We start from the raw sequence: 16837 nt of genomic DNA on the forward strand, positions 1-16837 counted from the left end.
CCTTTTTCCTTTTCATGATTTTCTAATTATATCTTAACCACAATACATAATAAAACCTAAATCAGAAAAAGCTATGAAAAGAAATGCGGAAGCACCCTTTTAACACTATGGGGTAAATGGGCTTTTCTTAGGGTGCTGGAGCAAACATTATCAAGTTTGATAACGAGTAATTTGATACTAAAAAGAAAAAAGTAAAAGGAGTGAATCAAATTGAATTTCAATTTACGAAATGCCATTATACACAATGTAACCGGAAACACACAGGATCAACTTGAAGATACAATTGTGGACGCCATTCAGAATGGGGAAGAAAAAATGCTTCCTGGATTGGGAGTCCTTTTTGAAGTAATCTGGCAAAATTCTTCCGAAGACGACAAGAAAGAAATGCTTGAAACACTTGAAAATGGTTTAAAACAGTAAGGACTTATGACTGCCAGCTCATGTTGGCAGTTTTTTTATTGGAATATGAATTGGAACTATTTCATACCTATGCTACAAAAATAGTGGGGCTTTCTACAATTTCTTTGTCCAAGGGGATCATTTACAATTTAAGAAGGTTTTCTACATAAAAAAGTATACTTTCCACAAAAAGAAAAGCTGATTCTTAGGATAAATAATATCCTTTAGAATCAGCTGCATCTATTCTTATTCAAATGTTAATTTATCAACAGTTTCACGATCTAAACGCTTGATTACTTCAACAATCAGTTTCACTGTGTTTTCGTAATCATCACGGTGGAGCATTGCAGCATGTGAATGGATATAACGTGTTGCAATACAAATAGCAAGCGCTGGTACACCATTATGGGTAAGGTGAATAGTTCCTGCATCAGTACCGCCGCCAGGAATTGCCTCAAATTGATAAGGGATATGGAATTCATCTGCAATATCTGTTACAAAATCACGCAGCCCTTTATGTCCTACCATGGACGCATCGTAAAGTACGATTTGTGGTCCATTTCCCATTTTGCCCATAGCTTCTTTTTCCGAAACCCCCGGTGTATCTCCAGCAATACCTACATCGACAGCAATACCGATGTCAGGATTAATTTTAGTTGCGGCTGTACGTGCACCGCGAAGTCCAACCTCTTCCTGAACATTGCCAACACCGTAAACCACATTTGGATGGTCAGTATCTTTTAATTGTTTAAGGACGTCAATTGCAATGGCACAGCCAATGCGGTTATCCCATGCTTTGGCAAGCAGCATTTTCTCATTGTTCATAACAGTAAATTCAAAATAAGGAACTACCATGTCTCCAGGGCGGACTCCCCAAGATTCTGCTTCCTCGCGGCTGGATGCACCGATATCAATGAACATATCCTTGATATCAACCGGTTTTTTGCGTGCTTCAGCAGGCAATATATGAGGTGGCTTGGAACCAATGATTCCAGTTACATCGCCTTTTCTTGTTGCGATCGTAACGCGCTGGGCAAGCATAACCTGTCCCCACCAGCCTCCAACTGTCTGGAAGCGCAAAAATCCTTTATCATCAACTTGAGTAATCATAAAGCCAACCTCATCAAGGTGACCCGCTACCATGATTTTAGGACCGCCCTCTTTACCTGTTTTTTTGGCAATTAAGCTTCCTAACCCATCGGTAGTAATTTCATCAGCGAATGGAGCTATGTATTTTTTCATTACTTCGCGCACTTCTCGTTCATTACCTGGTATGCCTTTGGCATCTGTTAAATCCTTAAGCATTGTTAGAGTTTCATCTAATTGTGCCATTTTTTTACCCCCTTCATATGTACATTCTTAATTATAACGAATCCCGAAGAAGATGTACAAATTTTCTGGCTAATAGCCTTTTTTCTGCCTTTCATAATTTACTTCATTTTTTCGGAAATATGCCTCTTCTATTTCCTTAGTGGTAAAGTTCAGTCTGGCGGCAAGGCCTAGGTAATCTGTCAAAAGTTTTGCAAATTGTTCTAAATTACGAGTTCTTGCAAATTCATTAGCTGTTTGATATACGGCCAAGAACTGGGCTGTAACTGAATTGCCCTGAACCTCATTTGGAACCAAAAACTCCATTTTATCGAACTTCATTTCGATTCCAAGTGATAATATAAAATGCACTCCATCTACATATTCTTCAAGTATAATTTCTCTTGATGAAGAGGGTTTTAAGCTCCAAAACTTGAAGCAGCGGGTTTCATTTGCCAATTCTCCCAGTTCTACGAGCAGGGCAAGAAGTTTTTTTTCAAATAAATCCTCTTTCTCTAATCCATGTTTCTTTTCGATATGTGCATCAAGTGATTTTTGCATTTCAAACAATTTTTCTAAATTCATATGTATCGCCCATTTCTTGTTTTAATTGAACCTTTTTTCCTACGCTTTCGTAAGGAGAAAAAAAGCTGATTAAGGTTTTGCGCATTAATTTAATCATGCTCATTTTCTTTTACTTTTTCTTGCTTTTAAAACGATTACGATCGGAAATGCAGCATAATAAAGCTCTCAAATAGAAGCAATACTGTATGATGGATTTTCCCTCTAGTATTGAAAGTAATTTCCTTCTTACTTATAAAGGTGTTCTTTTTGAAGTTGAAAAATATGTTGGTCCATTAAAGAGTTCCTTTGAGGTTGAAATTCACCTTCGTTAAAAGGAATCGAGAATTCCATAATAGAATTGTTAGACCATTTTTAGGTTAATATAAACAAATGCCAAAAATTCAATAACTGCAAGCAGAGGAAATCCTATCATAAAAGATAAATGCTTTGTTTTATGCTGTACATTTGCATTCCCATTAAAGTGCCTATGGCACCCCCAAATAAAGCTACAAGCCATAAAGTTTTTTCTGGAATCCTGTACTGATGCTTAATAGCCCTCTGTTTATCTGCCTTCATGGTAAGCAGCCCTATGAAATTCATTAGTACATAAGCCGCCAGTATTAATGTTTTACCGTCCATTTTTCCCCTTCCCCCTAATGTATAAAAAGCCATTCTCATCTAAGAGAATGGCTTATATATTAATTACTTATTGTTTTGTTGTTTTGCTGCTTCAGCTAATTGAGCAAATGCATTTGCATCGCTAACTGCTAATTCAGCAAGCATCTTGCGGTTTACTTCGATACCAGCAAGCTTTAAACCGTGCATTAAACGGCTGTAAGAAAGACCGTTCATACGAGCTGCTGCATTGATACGAGTGATCCAAAGTTTACGGAAGTCGCGTTTTTTCTGACGACGGTCACGGAATGCATATTGTAATGATTTCATAACCTGTTGGTTAGCAACTTTGTATAATGTATGTTTAGAACCGTAATAACCTTTTGCTAATTTAAGAACTCTTTTACGACGCTTGCGCGTTACAGTACCGCCTTTTACACGTGGCATGTAATTTCCCTCCTATATATGACTCGATCTTCGAGATTACTTCATGTTTGTTAATAATTGACGAATACGTTTGAAGTCACCTTTAGAAACAAGTGATGATTTGCGAAGCTTACGCTTTGCTTTAGTAGATTTGTTTGCAAATAAGTGGCTTGTATAAGCGTGGTCACGCTTTAACTGGCCAGAGCCAGTCTTCTTGAAACGCTTTGCAGCGCCACGGTGTGTTTTCATTTTTGGCATTTTGGAATTCCTCCCTATTACTTGTCGATTTTAGGTGCTAAAACGAGGAACATGCTCCGTCCGTCCATTTTTGGATGGGACTCAATTGTAGCAACTTCCTTGCACGCTTCAGCAAAACGGTCCAGTACCTTCTGACCGATCTCTTTATGGGTAATTGCCCGGCCTTTAAAGCGGATCGAGGCTTTTACCTTATCGCCCTTTTCAAGGAACTTAATTGCATTGCGAAGCTTAGTATTAAAATCGTGCTCATCAATTGTAGGGCTCAGACGAACCTCTTTAGTAGTGATGATCTTTTGATTTTTACGAGCTTCTTTATCTTTCTTTTGCTGCTCGAATTTAAACTTTCCATAATCCATAATTCGGGCTACCGGTGGCTTGGCAGTTGGTGCAACAAGCACCAAGTCAAGATTAACGCGTCCGGCTATTTCTAGAGCTTCATTTTTAGACTTAATGCCAAGCTGCTCGCCGTTCTGGTCAATCAGACGGACTTCGCGAGCACGAATACCATCGTTTAACAGCATATCTTTACTAATAATTAGCCACCTCCAAGGTTTTATAACGAATACATGTCCGGGTCAAGAAATTAATAGGATAAGCTATTATCCCTGCATTACTCCGCCAGACACCAGGCTGATCACAAAAGCCAGCAGCCGCAGGCTATATATGGCCGGATATTCCAGCGTTCCCTTCACAAACAAAAAAGTGCGGATGTAAGACACCCACACTTTACGAAAACACATTAAAGGTTCTAGTTCGTTTACGTAAAACCTGCCAACTGCTAAGATCGCGTCAATCAGGTGAGAAGCGGGTGCTTCTTCTTTTCCCAAAAACTCGTATTCAATTTTACCTTTGTAACTATATCATATAGAAACATTAGATGTCAAACGAATCACTTTCATCACAACGCTTTGTATCATATCAAAATAAAATACATTTTACAATACCTTTATTACATTTTTTATTTTTGCTGCTGATTTTTGAATAAAAATTCTCTTAAAATACTTTCTTGATTTTCGCTCCGGACGTTCGCTTTCCACGGGCGGTCTGGGAGTCTCCCACCTTTGTCCCAATCAATTTAGCGTAAAGAAACAAATTGCTTTATAACCTTCTAAAAATCCTTAAACAAAAAGAGAGGGAAAAGGCTCCCTCTCAAGATATGTTGATATTATCTTTTTACTTCATTTTTCAAAGAAGCAATAAATTGGTCAAATGGAATAGTTTCGGATTTTTGTTCACCGTATTTTCTTACGTTGACTGCGTTTTCTTCCACTTCTTTATCCCCAACTACAAGCATATAAGGAATTTTTTGCATTTGAGCTTCACGGATCTTGTAGCCGATTTTTTCATCCCGGCTATCCATTTCAACCCTAAAACCTTCACTATGAAGCTGCTCCAAAACTTTTTTAGCATAATCGTGATGGGCATCAGGAGATACTGGGATAACCTGCACTTGAACCGGAGCAAGCCATGTTGGGAAAGCTCCTTTATATTCTTCGATAAGGAAAGCAACAAAGCGTTCCATTGTAGATACAACACCGCGGTGGATGACAACCGGACGGTGCTGCTTGCCATCCTCACCGATATAAGTCAGGTCAAACCTTTCAGGTAGAAGGAAGTCGAGCTGGACAGTTGAAAGAGTTTCATCCTTACCCAGAGCTGTTCTAACCTGAACATCTAGTTTAGGGCCATAAAAGGCTGCCTCTCCCTCAGCTTCAAAGTATTCCAGGCCGAGTTCATCCATTGCTTCTTTCAGCATGCTTTGAGCTTTTTCCCACATTGCATCATCATCAAAATATTTTTCTTTATCCTGAGGATCGCGATAAGAAAGGCGGAAAGAATAATCCTTCAAATCAAAATCCTTATATACATCAAGAACCAGGCTGACAACACGCTGGAATTCTTCCTTGATTTGGTCAGGCCTTACAAAGATATGTGCATCATTTAAAGTCATTCCGCGAACCCGCTGTAGTCCTGAAAGGGCACCGGACATTTCATAACGGTGCATTAAGCCAAGTTCAGCTATTCGAATAGGAAGCTCCCGATAGCTGTGAATGCTATTTTTATAAACCATCATGTGATGAGGACAGTTCATTGGACGAAGAACAAGCTGCTCATTATCCATCTCCATGACAGGGAACATATCATCCTGGTAATGGTCCCAGTGTCCTGAAGTTTTGTAAAGGTCCACACTTCCCATTATTGGAGTGTAAACATGGCTGTATCCAAGTCTTTCTTCCTTGTCGACAATGTAACGTTCTACAATCCGGCGGATAGTTGCACCTTTAGGAAGCCAAAGTGGAAGCCCCTGCCCAACCTTTTGAGATGTAGTGAACAGGCTTAATTCTTTACCAAGCTTCCGATGGTCTCGTTCTTTTGCTTCTTCCAGAAGTCGAAGGTGTTCTGCAAGATCTTCCTTCTTAAAGAAGGCTGTGCCATAAATTCGCTGGAGCATTTTATTATCACTGTTACCTCTCCAGTACGCACCAGCAATATTCAGAAGCTTGAACTCTTTAATTTTACCTGTTGAAGGTACGTGTACCCCCCGGCAAAGGTCAAAAAATTCGCCCTGTTCGTAAATTGTTACTGTTTCATCTTCAGGGATCGCGTCAATCAATTCAAGCTTGTATTGGTCACCAATTTCCTCAAAAAGCCTTTTAGCTTCATTGCGGCTGACTTCCTTGCGCACAATTTCAATATTCTCGTTAACGATTTTTGCCATTTCTTTTTCGATTTTTGGAAGGTCTTCTGGTGTCAGGGACTCTTCAAGATCGATATCATAGTAGAAACCGCCTTCTATCACTGGACCTACTCCTAATTTAGCATTAGGATAAATTCTTTTAATCGCTTGTGCCATTAAATGGGCTGTGCTGTGGCGAAGGACTTCAAGGGCATCTCCTGAGTCTGGTGTCACAATTTCTATGGAACCATCCAAATTGATTGGACGGCGAAGATCATACAGTTGTCCATTCCATTTCCCCGCAATTGCTTTTTTCTTGAGGCCCGGGCTAATGGAAGCAGCGATGTCTTCAGTCGTTGTACCCGCAGCAAACTCCTTTACTGCTCCATCTGGAAACGCTATTTTCACAACTTCTGACATGGTAACTCCTCCTTTTCATTATGGATGCTGATAAACCCGGAACTATTGACGGTTATCCCAGCAACAAAAAAAATAAAAATAAAAAAACCCGTCCCTGGTAAAGGGACGAGTTTTAATAAACACGTGGTTCCACCCAATTTTCCGGCATGTAAAATCACCGGCTTGTGGGCAGTGTAACGGCTGCATCCGTCAGCTATTAGTCGTTCAGTATAAAACAGAACTTTCACAGCCGAAGTTTAAAGGCGGTAAGCACTCAATTCGTGTTAGGAAGTTTTCAGCACTCTTCCCTCTCTGGAAACCGTAAATGAATACCCATGTCCTTATCATCACTTTTAATGTTTAAAGTTAATTACTGTCCAGTTTAAGCACCCAGCGAGTTTACATCTCAGAAATACTTCTTGATGCATACGTCGCTTAACAAGAGCTTACGCTTTTCTAATTACTATGTACGTAATTATAATTATTATAAATGGAAAAATCAAGCGGACAAAAGTATTTTTTTAAAAATAGGTGTTATAAAAGTTGCTTCTGGCATCCACTTTTAAATTTTTAGTTCGTGTCATTGGCTGCAGAGGTTTCCCTGTCAGCTGCAATGCTCTCAGGAAACTCAGATAGATTCTTAATCACAACCCTTTCTTCAAAAATATTTTGGATTGTCCGAATTAACGGCTGATCTCTATCCTTCGTATAGACAAGGATGGACTCAGGTGCAATCGACAGAAGCGGCGCAATCGAAACAGAATCTACATAAACCGGATGATTGATTAGTAATCGTCTGTCGATCATCTTTATCAGTTCATTTTTCTTGATAGGAATAAACTGTCCAGTATAAAAGGTAATTTCATCGTCAAAGACAGCATGAATACAGGTATAGGAAGATGGCTGCCTCGACAAAAAGTCTCTTAAAGTCTGGACAAACATTTGATATTCCTGTTCCATTTTATATTCATCAATGGCTATTTCCGCATAATTCTCAAGAAGTTTAAGATATTGCCGGAGACGAAATTGGACAAACGAATCAAATGAGAAGCAAGCGTTCTCCACAACCATTTGGCCAACAGCTTCAGGTACTATATTTTCATCCTCAGGATTGCACAAAAAAGATTTTAGACCCTTTCTGTTTCCTTCCAAAATAGAATAGAAAATGCAAGTAATTTCCTGCTGCTCTTCCGGATCTTCGTAATAAAAACGTTGTTTAAGGACATTTATGAACCAATCATCTTTTTTAGGTCCATATATAAACTGGCAAAGACCATCTGTGAGTACTCTGTCACAGTTATTCGGCAGTGTTATTGTAAATATATATCGATCTTCACCAAGAAGAATTTTTTCTTGTTCCTCTTCCGGCAATTGCTGTTTAATTATTTTAAATAAGCTAATTGCATCATTTTTGCTTTGAAAAGTAATTTCGATCAACCAGATCCCCCCATCTTCCAGAATCTCTGTTTAATGTATATGGGGGATTGTCCGAAATTAGAATGGGGAACGATAGTAAAAAAACTTGATGAAAATCGAGCTTGCTTACAGTCATTTTTTTGTAGAGCAGGCCTGAATTTGAAATGAGGGCCAACTGGAGGACACGGCTAGGTACAGTACTGGCCTTGAAACGGTGAATAAGAATGTCCAATCCAATAGGATATCTCAATAAAATAAGAAAAGCACAAGCGCCCGTTCAGCGACGTATGGACTGGGGCCCACTTCGACTGAGATAAAGGATACACGAAATGCAAAGCATTTCGATGTTGACTTATCGTAGGGAGAAGCGGGATGGACACTAGTCGCTGGGTGCTGGAGCTAGACAATTTAATAGGTAAAACTTTATACTTTCCTATCCAGTCAAAAAGGGGGTTCGGAATAGCATTCCGAACCCCCTTTCGGTCGACAACGAAAAAACTGCCGGACCTCTCCAGCAGTTTTTTCGGCTTAATATATTAATTCCGCAGATTTGGCCCGTCTATTTGTATTGGCTCTGTTAAATAACGGATACGTTCCATAATCCTCTTTGCTTTCATTTTTTCTTCTTCTCCACGCTGGCTGTAAGTTAAATGATGCTCAAGCCCCTGAAAGTCAAAGTTTGAAGTGAAAAAAGTGGGAAGATCTTCAAGCATACGGAACTGTAGAATAGGTCCAATAACTTCATCCCTGGTCCAGCTAGACATAGCCTCCGCACCAATATCGTCTAACATTAGCACTGGTTCCCTTTTCAGCTTCTCAATTTTTTCATTTAAGGTTGCATCAGCGATAGAGCTCTTCATTTCACGCAGTAATTCTGGAACATAAACGATCATGGAAGAAATTTGATCCTCTGCCAGCTTATTGGCGATGGCACCCAGAAGATAAGACTTTCCAACACCAAATTTCCCATAAAGAAATAAACCTTTTTGTTTTTGCCCCCGCTTGTAATTCATCACAAACGAAGCGGCTTTATCAACAGCGTCCATTTTACCTTCACTGATTTTAAGTGAGTCAAAGGTTGCAGTTAAGATTTCTCTAGGTACGTATATACTTTTAATTAGTTTTTGGTTTTTCTGTTTTTCATCGTGCATGACTTTTCTTGGACAGCGGTCATACTGTACATCAATGGAGTTTCTATTCAAAACAAGCCTTGGATGGTAACCCTGCATGATATTTATACAGCCCTCCAGGCTTGGACAACGGTTGCATTCTTTACTCTGATTAGTATATTCAAACAGCTTACCAATGCTTTTTTCAATCATTTCTGAGGTAATATCGCCCTGATGCTCCATTAAAAAGTATTTCACATCAGGATGATTTAAGGTATCGTTCCGCATTTTTTCGTATCTCTTTTGAAAATTCTCATTCGAAGCAAGCCTTTTTAATGTCTGGTTAATTCTCTCCATACCCAATCACCTCCTATTTGCGAAGAGCCTTTAACTTTTCTTCAAGAGCCCGTTTCTTCAAATCAATATCATTTTGGTCAGCCGTATTAACCGATGGTTTATTCTCGGTGGTCTCATCAAACCAGTCAGGAAGAAATTCAGTCCGAATCGGTTTCTTCTTCGAAGCGGGCCTCCCTGCCGTTTTGTTCTCAGTCCAGCTAATGTACTTGCTGTGTTCATTTTTAGCGAGCTCTATTGCTTCTTTTACCGTTTTAACCTGTTTCCTGCTCCAATGGCTTGCCAGCTTTTCAACATAGCCTTTTGTCAGTTTCATATCCGTTTTTAACATAACAAAATGAATAAGTACATTAATAACTCCTGGAAGAAGCTTTTGCTTGAACATGACTTCTTCAATTATTTGCATATCTGACTTCGAGGGATCTCCGCCGCCTGAAAGATCTTTTAAAAATTGGAGAGGTGAAGCTGTTTCCATATAATGCATCAGCTTTTCTTCTTTTGTCTTTGGCTCGTCATGGAGAACTTTATGAATAGCGGGCTGGGATCTTTCAATTAAAGATGGAAGATCGTCATAGTGTATAAACTGATACCAGTCTCTGGCTGCCTTTCTTAACTCTTCGACATCTATTTCATTCTCTTCATCGACAGCACTTAAAACAATATTTTTCATCTGCATGGGGTCGATTCCATATAAAAAAGCAAGGTTACTGATTACATCCTTTACCTTTTGATTTAAGGCCTTTCTTGGAACAAGAGAATCGGTTAAACCAGATAACAGCAGATCAAAGTCAAAGGATGCAGTATTAACTTGTACCCCTTTTTGCCCATGTCTCCCTACAAAAACCTGTTCATCCTCCGCCTCAAGCTCTCGGGAATTATCCTGCATATACTGTATAGAACCTGGAGCTGCTGATACATATACATCCTGAAAGGATTTTGTTACTTCTTTATATTCATGTTCGTCTGGTATTTTGTGGTCGCTAAAAAAGCGTTTTAACCGTGCGAAATGATTTTTTCCAATTTTGCGATATAGATAAATATTCAGCATGCCATCAAGGAAAAACTGCTCCGGAGTTAGTGGCGATTGAAGTTCATAGATAAAAGCCCGCTCACCATCTTCAGTTTTGACATATGTCTTTATAAGACCGATGCCTTCAAGCTTTAACCGTGCCTCATATATATCTTTCAAATTCATATCCATTAAATTCATTAAAAGATGATGGGATGAAGATTCGGACCATAAACGATTTGCTTCAAGTTCACCCCAAAGTGTCATGTATAAGCTAAAACAGCTGCTGCCAATTAGCGGCTGATATAAAAACGTCAGGACTTTCCGGTCATAGTCATGGAGGAGCCCATCTGCTGCAACGATGTACCTATCGATAGGAACAAGTTCCTGCCAGTGCTGCGCCATCTGTTTCAAACCTTTCTTAAAGAGTAAAAAAGAGCCAAAGATTGATGCTTCAGCTCTTAGGATTGCCCTCTTTTAATCAAATCCCTTAATTCATCTATAAATACATTAATATCTTTGAACTGACGATAAACAGAAGCAAACCGGACATAGGCAACCTCATCGACAGTGGCGAGCCTGTCCATTACCATCTCACCTACTATTTCACTGTTTATCTCGGAGGTTCCCTGGCTTCTCAGTTCTTTTTCTACATCTGCAGTAATGTCTTCAAGAACTTTTAATGCAACCGGACGCTTTTCGCAGGCTTTAATTAGCCCCCGCAAAATTTTATCCCGGCTGAATTCTTCTCGTGTTCCTTCTTTTTTGACCACAATTAGCGGTATTTCTTCTATTTTCTCAAAAGTAGTAAATCGGAAACCGCATTCCTCGCATTCACGACGGCGCCGCGTTGCCCGCCCCTCGTCAACCGGACGGGAGTCAAGCACGCGTGTTCCGATATTTTGACATGAAGGGCACTTCATTCCATCAGCTCCATCTTTTCTATAAGAGTCGCGGTAAACCTAATAAAAAATATTTCTTCAATACGCTTCTTTAATATTATTTTATAAAAAAGAATTAGTTTATACAAGACTTACTATTATACGTTTTTCCCTGCTCCCGTATATGTATGGAGCTTACTGAGGCGGTTGTAATAACCCGCAATCTGCTTCCTTAGAGCCGGGCGCAAGCCGGTTAGGGACATTTTTTCGGATGATATATTAAAATCCACAGCAGTTTCAAGAGGTTTTACAGATATCACTGTTGCAATCAGAAAGCTTTGCAAGGGACTTTTTACCTCGACTGCTATTTCGCCATGTTCCTTGGAAACACTGATTATCCTGCAGTTTGGATCATTGCGGAACATTTCTTCAACCGATTGAAAAAGTTTATGAAAATTAGCTTTGTAATAATGAGTCCTTAGCTGCTCATCTGTTTGGCCTTCAGCTGTTTCAATTTGTTTTTGATAGCGGCTAAAAATACTGCTAAAAATGCCCATTAACCTCTTCCTTTACGTCTTTTCTTTATATTTTACCTTAAGAACCCATATTAGAAAAACTTCGCATTCGCCAGTTTTTTTCGAGATGCCCTTCTTATCATGTTCCAAAGTCACATCCTCGAAAAAGCTTTGCTTTTTCTTCGTGCGAGGCAAAGCTGACGAAACTTTCCTTGTCCTGCCGTACGTTCAGTATTCATGAATATAAATTCCGTTTAGCAAATAAAAAGAGGTGTATTCAAAATACACCTCTTTACGGTCAATTTCACATTATTATTATAATAATTAAAGAACTTTTGCCTGCTTTACATGCACAGGACCCATTCCACGAGGAATTTCAATGTTTTCGCGTGTTTGTGCATTTAATGCTTCCGCAATAAAGTCAGCAGCAATATTTGGGTTTAAATCTCCACATGTGTAAACATCAATGCTTGCATAACCATGCTCAGGGAAGCTGTGAATTGTTAGATGTGATTCAGAAATAATAACAACTCCGCTTACACCTTGAGGTGCGAATTTATGAAAAGCAACTTCGCGAATTTCAGCACCCGATTTTAAAGCAGCTTCTACAAATGTTTGTTCAATAAAATCCATATCATTCAATTTTTCAAAGTCGCATCCCCATAGTTCGGAAATGACGTGGCGTCCCATTGTTTCCATAATAACTTTCCCCCTCGTACATTTTTGTTCTTCCTGAAACCCTGATATTGACGGTATCTTCTAACTACCACGGGGGAAAGTTAGTCCAGAGAGGTCCTAACCCTTTAAGTAATTAACCTATACCTAATCTCAAGAAGTTCACGTTGACTAGTATACTTTGTTTATATTTTTTTTGCAACCTATCATATTAAAATTTTTCACATTAATTTTTCAAAATAATTTGCACGGGCATTTAGCAATAAGCACAGTTTCAGATCACAGGATTTGTGCGAGATTTTTTTTGTATAGAGTAAGCCAAAAAATAGTGGGGAGACATTTCTGAAGCCTCCCCGATTAATTGCTTCCTGTACTGAATGGATATCCCTTTAACACATAAAGATTGCTGCCCTGTTAGGCAGCAATCTCTTATTTTTAATATTTATATTATCCGACTTTCACCTGTGATTCACTTGCCATTGCTTCAGCAACATACATAGTAAGATCTACTACACGAGAAGAATAGCCCCATTCATTGTCGTACCAGGCTAGGACCTTCACCTTTTGACCGCCCATAACTAAAGTAGAAAGACCATCAATAACAGCTGAATGTTCGTCAGTATTGAAATCTACTGAAACTAGCGGTTCAGTAGTAAATCCAAGAATGCCCTTTAATGGCCCAGTTGCTGCCTCAATAAAAGCATCATTGATTTCATCCAAAGTTACTTCCTTCTTTAAATCTACAACTAAATCAACAAGAGAAACATTTGGTGTAGGGACACGAAGAGCCATTCCGTGAATTTTCCCTTTGAGCTGGGGAAGAACTAGAGATAATGCCTTTGCCGCACCTGTGGAAGTCGGTATGATTGACTGACCGCATGCGCGAGCCCTTCTTAAATCCTTATGAGGATTATCAATATTTTTCTGATCGTTTGTATAAGCATGAACAGTTGTCATGAGTCCATTAACTATGCCGAATTTTTCATCAAGTACCTTAGCCACCGGCGCAAGGCAATTGGTTGTACAGGACGCATTTGAAATAACATGGTGCTTAGACGGATCCAATTTATTTTCATTAACTCCCATAACAATCGTGATATCTTCATTTTTTCCAGGTGCTGTTAAAATAACCTTTTTGGCACCCGCTTCAAGATGAAGGCTTGCTTTATCATAAGAATTAAATTTTCCTGTCGCTTCTATTACTATATCAATATTCATTTCCTTCCAAGGGAGCAATTCTGGATTCCTATTATCGAGCAATTGAACTCTTTTGCCATTAACGATCAATTCATTATCAAAAGGAACCACTTCGCCTTCGAACTGGCCATGGGTTGTGTCATATTTAATTAGATGCGCTAATGTTTCTGCCGGATAACTAGCATTAATTGCCACTACCTCAAGACTATTTTCAAGAATGGCTTTCCTAAAAACCATTCTTCCAATTCTCCCAAAACCGTTTATTGCTATTCTTGCTTTCATTGTACGGCCCCTTCCGTATTAATGTTATACTCAATCGCTTGTATATTAGTAATTAGTATAACATATTTAAAAGCTTTTGCGATACCAAAAGAGTGGAATTATCAAAATGTTCCACTATTCTGAACTTTAAAGGGTTTATTTAGGTTTTTAAAAAAAATCTTTATCTTTTATTGCTGCTTTTTCTTCCTGCGAGGAAGCAGACAAAGCTTGCCTAGTCCTGTGCCTTTTGCCTGACTAGGACTTCCTTTGAATAGCAGAAGCCTTTCCTTCGTGCGGTGATATAGCTGAAGAAGCCTTCGTGACCTGTCCGTCGTGCGGTCAGCATTTATGGATATAGATTTTGATTAGCTAAAAAGATGCAAGCCCCTTTTAGGCTAATGTCGCCATTCCCATGAAAAAGCTAATCCACTTTATAGGAACATCGCATATTCCCACTATAAAAAACTTCGTTTAACAGGAATGGGAACAAAAAAAGAGAAGGCCACCCTTCTCAATGTGTTATACTTTATTCACTTTATCCAGCTTTCCAGGATAGAGTCTAACTGTTTTTTTGTTTCTTCTATTGTACCGTTATTATCAATAACGGCATTTGCCAAATTAATTTTTATCTTTAAATCCATTTGTGACTTTATTCTAGCCTCAGCTTCTTCCCTAGATAAACCATTCCTGCTCATCAGCCTCGACAACTGCACTGGGGCATCCACATAAACAAGAATAGTCTTATCAGCCATGTATTCCAAGCGGCTTTCGAATAATAGCGGGATATCCAGAACAACTGCTTTTTCTCCTCTATTAACGGCTATTTCTCTTTTGTCATTCATTCGCCTGCGAACATCAGGATGAACAATCTCATTTAACACCCGGCGCTTCTCTTCATTATGAAATATAATGGACCCAAGCTTTGGCCTGTCAATACCCCCATCTGGCAAGAGTATATCTGAACCAAAGTTTTCAACAATTTTAAGATATGCAGGTTCGCCTGTTTCCACCGCAAGACGTGCTTCAACATCTGCATCAACAACCGTAATTCCTTTTTCTTTTAACATAGTGGATACTGTGCTTTTTCCACTGGCAATACCGCCAGTTAGTCCGATTATTAGTGCCATTGATAATTCCTTTCAGTGTTATAATTTCCATATTCCAATCACAATTAATAATATTCCTGGAAGGAATGTAAGCTTTTGCACCCAATCGCTTTTTGAAAAAAAGGTGCCGCTCTTGATTCCCATAATGACGAAAAGCGAACTCATTACCGCTACAGAACCAGCCAGATAAAAAGGGGAATATCCAAGCATTGCTGCCCCCACCCCTGCACCAAAAGCATCCATGGACAGTGCTGTTCCAAGCAAAAGTGCTTCTATGCCTGTTATGGTCCCTGATTGGTCAAAGTCAGCTGATAGTGGCCTTTTCAGTATATTAATGACAAGACCCAGAGAACGGATCTCAAAGTTAACTATTGTTTTTTCGCGATTTTCCTGTTCTCTGTTTTTTTCTGGCTTAAAAAATTGATATAATACCCAGACTCCCAAAATAATAAGGATCATACCGCCAAGTCCCGCTGTAATCCCAGGCGAAAGTATCCTTTGAAGACCATGCCCTATGGTTACCGCAAGCATAAGGGAGACAGCTGAGCATGCGGCAATAATTAAAACAGACTTAAAGGGCATGACCATTTTCCGGAGGCCGTAGGTAAAGCCAACACTAAAACTGTCAAGACTGACAGCAAAAGCGAGAATAAAAAGTGAAAGAATGTGAACCATGAAAAGAGCTCCTTCCTGTCAATCATCACGATAGTATATGAAAGGAGCCTTTCCCGTGTCATTCAAAAAGCAACAGCAAAAATTGGGATTATCAAGTCAATGGACCTGGCCAGGACTACGGCTATATCTTGTTCAGCTATAAATTTAAAGCTTTTGGCAGTTAGGGCAAAAGTGGGTACCCCTTCCTCCCACAACCGTTTTCTCAATAGGTTTGCCGCAGGTTTTACATTCTTCACCTTTACGGCTGTATACAAGTAAATCAAGCTGAAACATTCCCATTTGTCCCTGGGAGTTTACATAGGAGCGAATCGTGCTTCCTCCTTTTTCCACTGCCTCGTTTAGTGTTGAAATAATTTCTCTGTGCAGCCTGGTTGTTTCCTCCTCCGTAAGTTCGTTAGCAGACCTTTCGGGATGAATCCCCGCTCTGAAAAGTGCTTCGTCGACATAAATGTTACCAAGTCCAACAAGGTTTGTTTGATCTAAAAGGGCGGTTTTTAGCTTACGGTTCGTTTTCTTGAGTCTGCTATTCAGGAATTCAAGAGTAAAATCTTCAGAAAAAGGCTCGGGGCCAAGCTGGCTGAGAGGAGGAATAGAAAATTCCTCCCCTTTCTTGAATAGATGCATGGTTCCAAATTTCCTAACATCCTTGTATCTTAGTTCTGTTCCATCACTAAAATAAAAAATAACATGTACATGTTTATCAACAGGTTCATCTTCTGTATACAGTCCGTATTTTCCTTCCATTCTCAAATGAGAAACCAAGGCAAAGTGGTCAGTATAAATAATCAGGAACTTACCTCTTCTGCCAATGTCAAGGATGGTTTCTCCTTTTAGGGCATCAATAAACTGCGTGGCCTCTTCAGGCTTCTTAACAATCTTTGGCCAGAGAACAGTGATATCTTTAATTTGTTTGTGAAGAACTAAATGTTGCAGTGTCCTTCTTACCGTTTCAACCTCAGGAAGCTCCGGCATATTTATCTCCTCCTGCTAATT

Annotated in this window: 19 protein-coding genes and 1 other annotated feature; of the genes, 2 read left to right on the top strand and 17 right to left on the bottom strand. The window is 39.3% G+C overall.

Going from position 1 to position 16837, the window contains the following annotated elements; genetic code table 11:
- Positions 1 to 210 precede the first annotated feature (210 nt).
- Positions 211 to 420, top strand: a complete 210-nt coding sequence (sspI, locus tag AC3WR0_RS02595; protein ID WP_492550847.1) for a small acid-soluble spore protein SspI — start codon at positions 211 to 213, stop codon at positions 418 to 420.
- Positions 421 to 645: 225 nt separating this feature from the next.
- On the opposite strand, the gene AC3WR0_RS02600 is transcribed toward sspI, so the two are convergent.
- Positions 646 to 1731, bottom strand: coding sequence for a M42 family metallopeptidase (locus AC3WR0_RS02600; protein ID WP_027320220.1), 1086 nt, complete (start codon positions 1729 to 1731; stop codon positions 646 to 648).
- A gap of 69 nt (positions 1732 to 1800) precedes the next feature.
- Positions 1801 to 2292, bottom strand: coding sequence for a dUTP diphosphatase (locus AC3WR0_RS02605; protein ID WP_492550848.1), 492 nt, complete (start codon positions 2290 to 2292; stop codon positions 1801 to 1803).
- 185 nt (positions 2293 to 2477) lie between these two features.
- On the opposite strand from AC3WR0_RS02605, the gene AC3WR0_RS02610 reads away from it, so the two are divergent.
- The gene (locus tag AC3WR0_RS02610; RefSeq protein ID WP_492550849.1) at positions 2478 to 2603 is read left to right on the top strand and encodes a hypothetical protein; all 126 of its coding nucleotides are present in this window, start codon (positions 2478 to 2480) and stop codon (positions 2601 to 2603) included.
- A 97-nt stretch (positions 2604 to 2700) separates the two neighbouring features.
- Here the strand turns inward: AC3WR0_RS02610 and AC3WR0_RS02615 are convergent, their stop codons facing one another.
- The 15 genes from AC3WR0_RS02615 to mutM form a co-directional block, all read right to left on the bottom strand.
- Positions 2701 to 2910: a DUF1294 domain-containing protein gene (locus AC3WR0_RS02615; RefSeq protein WP_492550850.1), complete on the bottom strand. Its 210-nt coding sequence runs from the start codon at positions 2908 to 2910 to the stop codon at positions 2701 to 2703.
- Positions 2911 to 2973: 63 nt separating this feature from the next.
- Positions 2974 to 3333: a 50S ribosomal protein L20 gene (rplT, locus tag AC3WR0_RS02620; RefSeq protein ID WP_027320223.1), complete on the bottom strand. Its 360-nt coding sequence runs from the start codon at positions 3331 to 3333 to the stop codon at positions 2974 to 2976.
- Positions 3334 to 3369: 36 nt separating this feature from the next.
- A complete protein-coding gene (rpmI, locus tag AC3WR0_RS02625; RefSeq protein ID WP_027320224.1) occupies positions 3370 to 3570 on the bottom strand; it encodes a 50S ribosomal protein L35 in 201 nt (66 codons plus the stop codon).
- 17 nt (positions 3571 to 3587) lie between these two features.
- Positions 3588 to 4091 carry a translation initiation factor IF-3 gene (gene infC, locus AC3WR0_RS02630; protein WP_027320225.1) on the bottom strand — a complete coding sequence of 168 codons (504 nt, stop codon included), beginning with the start codon at positions 4089 to 4091 and terminating at the stop codon, positions 3588 to 3590.
- A 169-nt stretch (positions 4092 to 4260) separates the two neighbouring features.
- Positions 4261 to 4396: a sequence feature (ribosomal protein L20 leader region), on the bottom strand.
- Between the two features lie 339 nt (positions 4397 to 4735).
- Positions 4736 to 6667, bottom strand: coding sequence for a threonine--tRNA ligase (gene thrS / locus AC3WR0_RS02635; protein WP_492550851.1), 1932 nt, complete (start codon positions 6665 to 6667; stop codon positions 4736 to 4738).
- Positions 6668 to 7216: 549 nt separating this feature from the next.
- Positions 7217 to 8083 carry a sporulation protein YtxC gene (gene ytxC, locus AC3WR0_RS02640; protein ID WP_492550852.1) on the bottom strand — a complete coding sequence of 289 codons (867 nt, stop codon included), beginning with the start codon at positions 8081 to 8083 and terminating at the stop codon, positions 7217 to 7219.
- Between the two features lie 515 nt (positions 8084 to 8598).
- Positions 8599 to 9528, bottom strand: coding sequence for a primosomal protein DnaI (gene dnaI, locus AC3WR0_RS02645; protein WP_492550853.1), 930 nt, complete (start codon positions 9526 to 9528; stop codon positions 8599 to 8601).
- 13 nt (positions 9529 to 9541) lie between these two features.
- Complete coding sequence (locus tag AC3WR0_RS02650) at positions 9542 to 10939, bottom strand: replication initiation and membrane attachment family protein (protein ID WP_492550854.1); 1398 nt, start codon at positions 10937 to 10939, stop codon at positions 9542 to 9544.
- Positions 10940 to 10995: 56 nt separating this feature from the next.
- On the bottom strand, positions 10996 to 11457 hold the full coding sequence (gene nrdR, locus AC3WR0_RS02655; protein ID WP_027320230.1) for a transcriptional regulator NrdR: 462 nt from the start codon (positions 11455 to 11457) through the stop codon (positions 10996 to 10998).
- A gap of 116 nt (positions 11458 to 11573) precedes the next feature.
- Positions 11574 to 11972 carry a hypothetical protein gene (locus tag AC3WR0_RS02660; protein ID WP_492550855.1) on the bottom strand — a complete coding sequence of 133 codons (399 nt, stop codon included), beginning with the start codon at positions 11970 to 11972 and terminating at the stop codon, positions 11574 to 11576.
- Positions 11973 to 12254: 282 nt separating this feature from the next.
- Positions 12255 to 12629 (bottom strand): adenosylmethionine decarboxylase, encoded by a 375-nt coding sequence (gene speD / locus AC3WR0_RS02665; protein WP_027320232.1) that lies wholly within the window; start codon positions 12627 to 12629, stop codon positions 12255 to 12257.
- A 423-nt stretch (positions 12630 to 13052) separates the two neighbouring features.
- Complete coding sequence (locus AC3WR0_RS02670) at positions 13053 to 14084, bottom strand: glyceraldehyde-3-phosphate dehydrogenase (protein WP_492550856.1); 1032 nt, start codon at positions 14082 to 14084, stop codon at positions 13053 to 13055.
- Between the two features lie 509 nt (positions 14085 to 14593).
- On the bottom strand, positions 14594 to 15190 hold the full coding sequence (gene coaE, locus AC3WR0_RS02675) for a dephospho-CoA kinase (RefSeq protein ID WP_492550857.1): 597 nt from the start codon (positions 15188 to 15190) through the stop codon (positions 14594 to 14596).
- 18 nt (positions 15191 to 15208) lie between these two features.
- Positions 15209 to 15844, bottom strand: coding sequence for a sporulation membrane protein YtaF (ytaF, locus tag AC3WR0_RS02680; protein ID WP_492550858.1), 636 nt, complete (start codon positions 15842 to 15844; stop codon positions 15209 to 15211).
- Positions 15845 to 15988: 144 nt separating this feature from the next.
- On the bottom strand, positions 15989 to 16816 hold the full coding sequence (gene mutM / locus AC3WR0_RS02685; protein WP_492550859.1) for a DNA-formamidopyrimidine glycosylase: 828 nt from the start codon (positions 16814 to 16816) through the stop codon (positions 15989 to 15991).
- Between the last annotated feature and the right edge of the window lie 21 nt (positions 16817 to 16837).

The sequence above is a fragment of the Neobacillus sp. FW104-15D2 genome (genome assembly GCF_058790155.1).

Bases quoted from the DNA above. Each gene is read 5' to 3' on its own strand.
- AC3WR0_RS02600 (WP_027320220.1), bottom strand. From the start codon at position 1,731: ATGGCACAATTAGATGAAACTCTAACAATGCTTAAGGATTTAACAGAT.
- AC3WR0_RS02605 (WP_492550848.1), bottom strand. From the start codon at position 2,292: ATGAATTTAGAAAAATTGTTTGAAATGCAAAAATCACTTGATGCACAT.
- AC3WR0_RS02610 (WP_492550849.1), top strand. From the start codon at position 2,478: ATGATGGATTTTCCCTCTAGTATTGAAAGTAATTTCCTTCTTACTTAT.
- AC3WR0_RS02615 (WP_492550850.1), bottom strand. From the start codon at position 2,910: ATGGACGGTAAAACATTAATACTGGCGGCTTATGTACTAATGAATTTC.
- rplT (WP_027320223.1), bottom strand. From the start codon at position 3,333: ATGCCACGTGTAAAAGGCGGTACTGTAACGCGCAAGCGTCGTAAAAGA.
- rpmI (WP_027320224.1), bottom strand. From the start codon at position 3,570: ATGCCAAAAATGAAAACACACCGTGGCGCTGCAAAGCGTTTCAAGAAG.
- infC (WP_027320225.1), bottom strand. From the start codon at position 4,091: ATGCTGTTAAACGATGGTATTCGTGCTCGCGAAGTCCGTCTGATTGAC.
- thrS (WP_492550851.1), bottom strand. From the start codon at position 6,667: ATGTCAGAAGTTGTGAAAATAGCGTTTCCAGATGGAGCAGTAAAGGAG.
- dnaI (WP_492550853.1), bottom strand. From the start codon at position 9,528: ATGGAGAGAATTAACCAGACATTAAAAAGGCTTGCTTCGAATGAGAAT.
- AC3WR0_RS02650 (WP_492550854.1), bottom strand. From the start codon at position 10,939: ATGGCGCAGCACTGGCAGGAACTTGTTCCTATCGATAGGTACATCGTT.
- nrdR (WP_027320230.1), bottom strand. From the start codon at position 11,457: ATGAAGTGCCCTTCATGTCAAAATATCGGAACACGCGTGCTTGACTCC.
- AC3WR0_RS02660 (WP_492550855.1), bottom strand. From the start codon at position 11,972: ATGGGCATTTTTAGCAGTATTTTTAGCCGCTATCAAAAACAAATTGAA.
- speD (WP_027320232.1), bottom strand. From the start codon at position 12,629: ATGGAAACAATGGGACGCCACGTCATTTCCGAACTATGGGGATGCGAC.
- AC3WR0_RS02670 (WP_492550856.1), bottom strand. From the start codon at position 14,084: ATGAAAGCAAGAATAGCAATAAACGGTTTTGGGAGAATTGGAAGAATG.
- coaE (WP_492550857.1), bottom strand. From the start codon at position 15,190: ATGGCACTAATAATCGGACTAACTGGCGGTATTGCCAGTGGAAAAAGC.
- ytaF (WP_492550858.1), bottom strand. From the start codon at position 15,844: ATGGTTCACATTCTTTCACTTTTTATTCTCGCTTTTGCTGTCAGTCTT.
- mutM (WP_492550859.1), bottom strand. From the start codon at position 16,816: ATGCCGGAGCTTCCTGAGGTTGAAACGGTAAGAAGGACACTGCAACAT.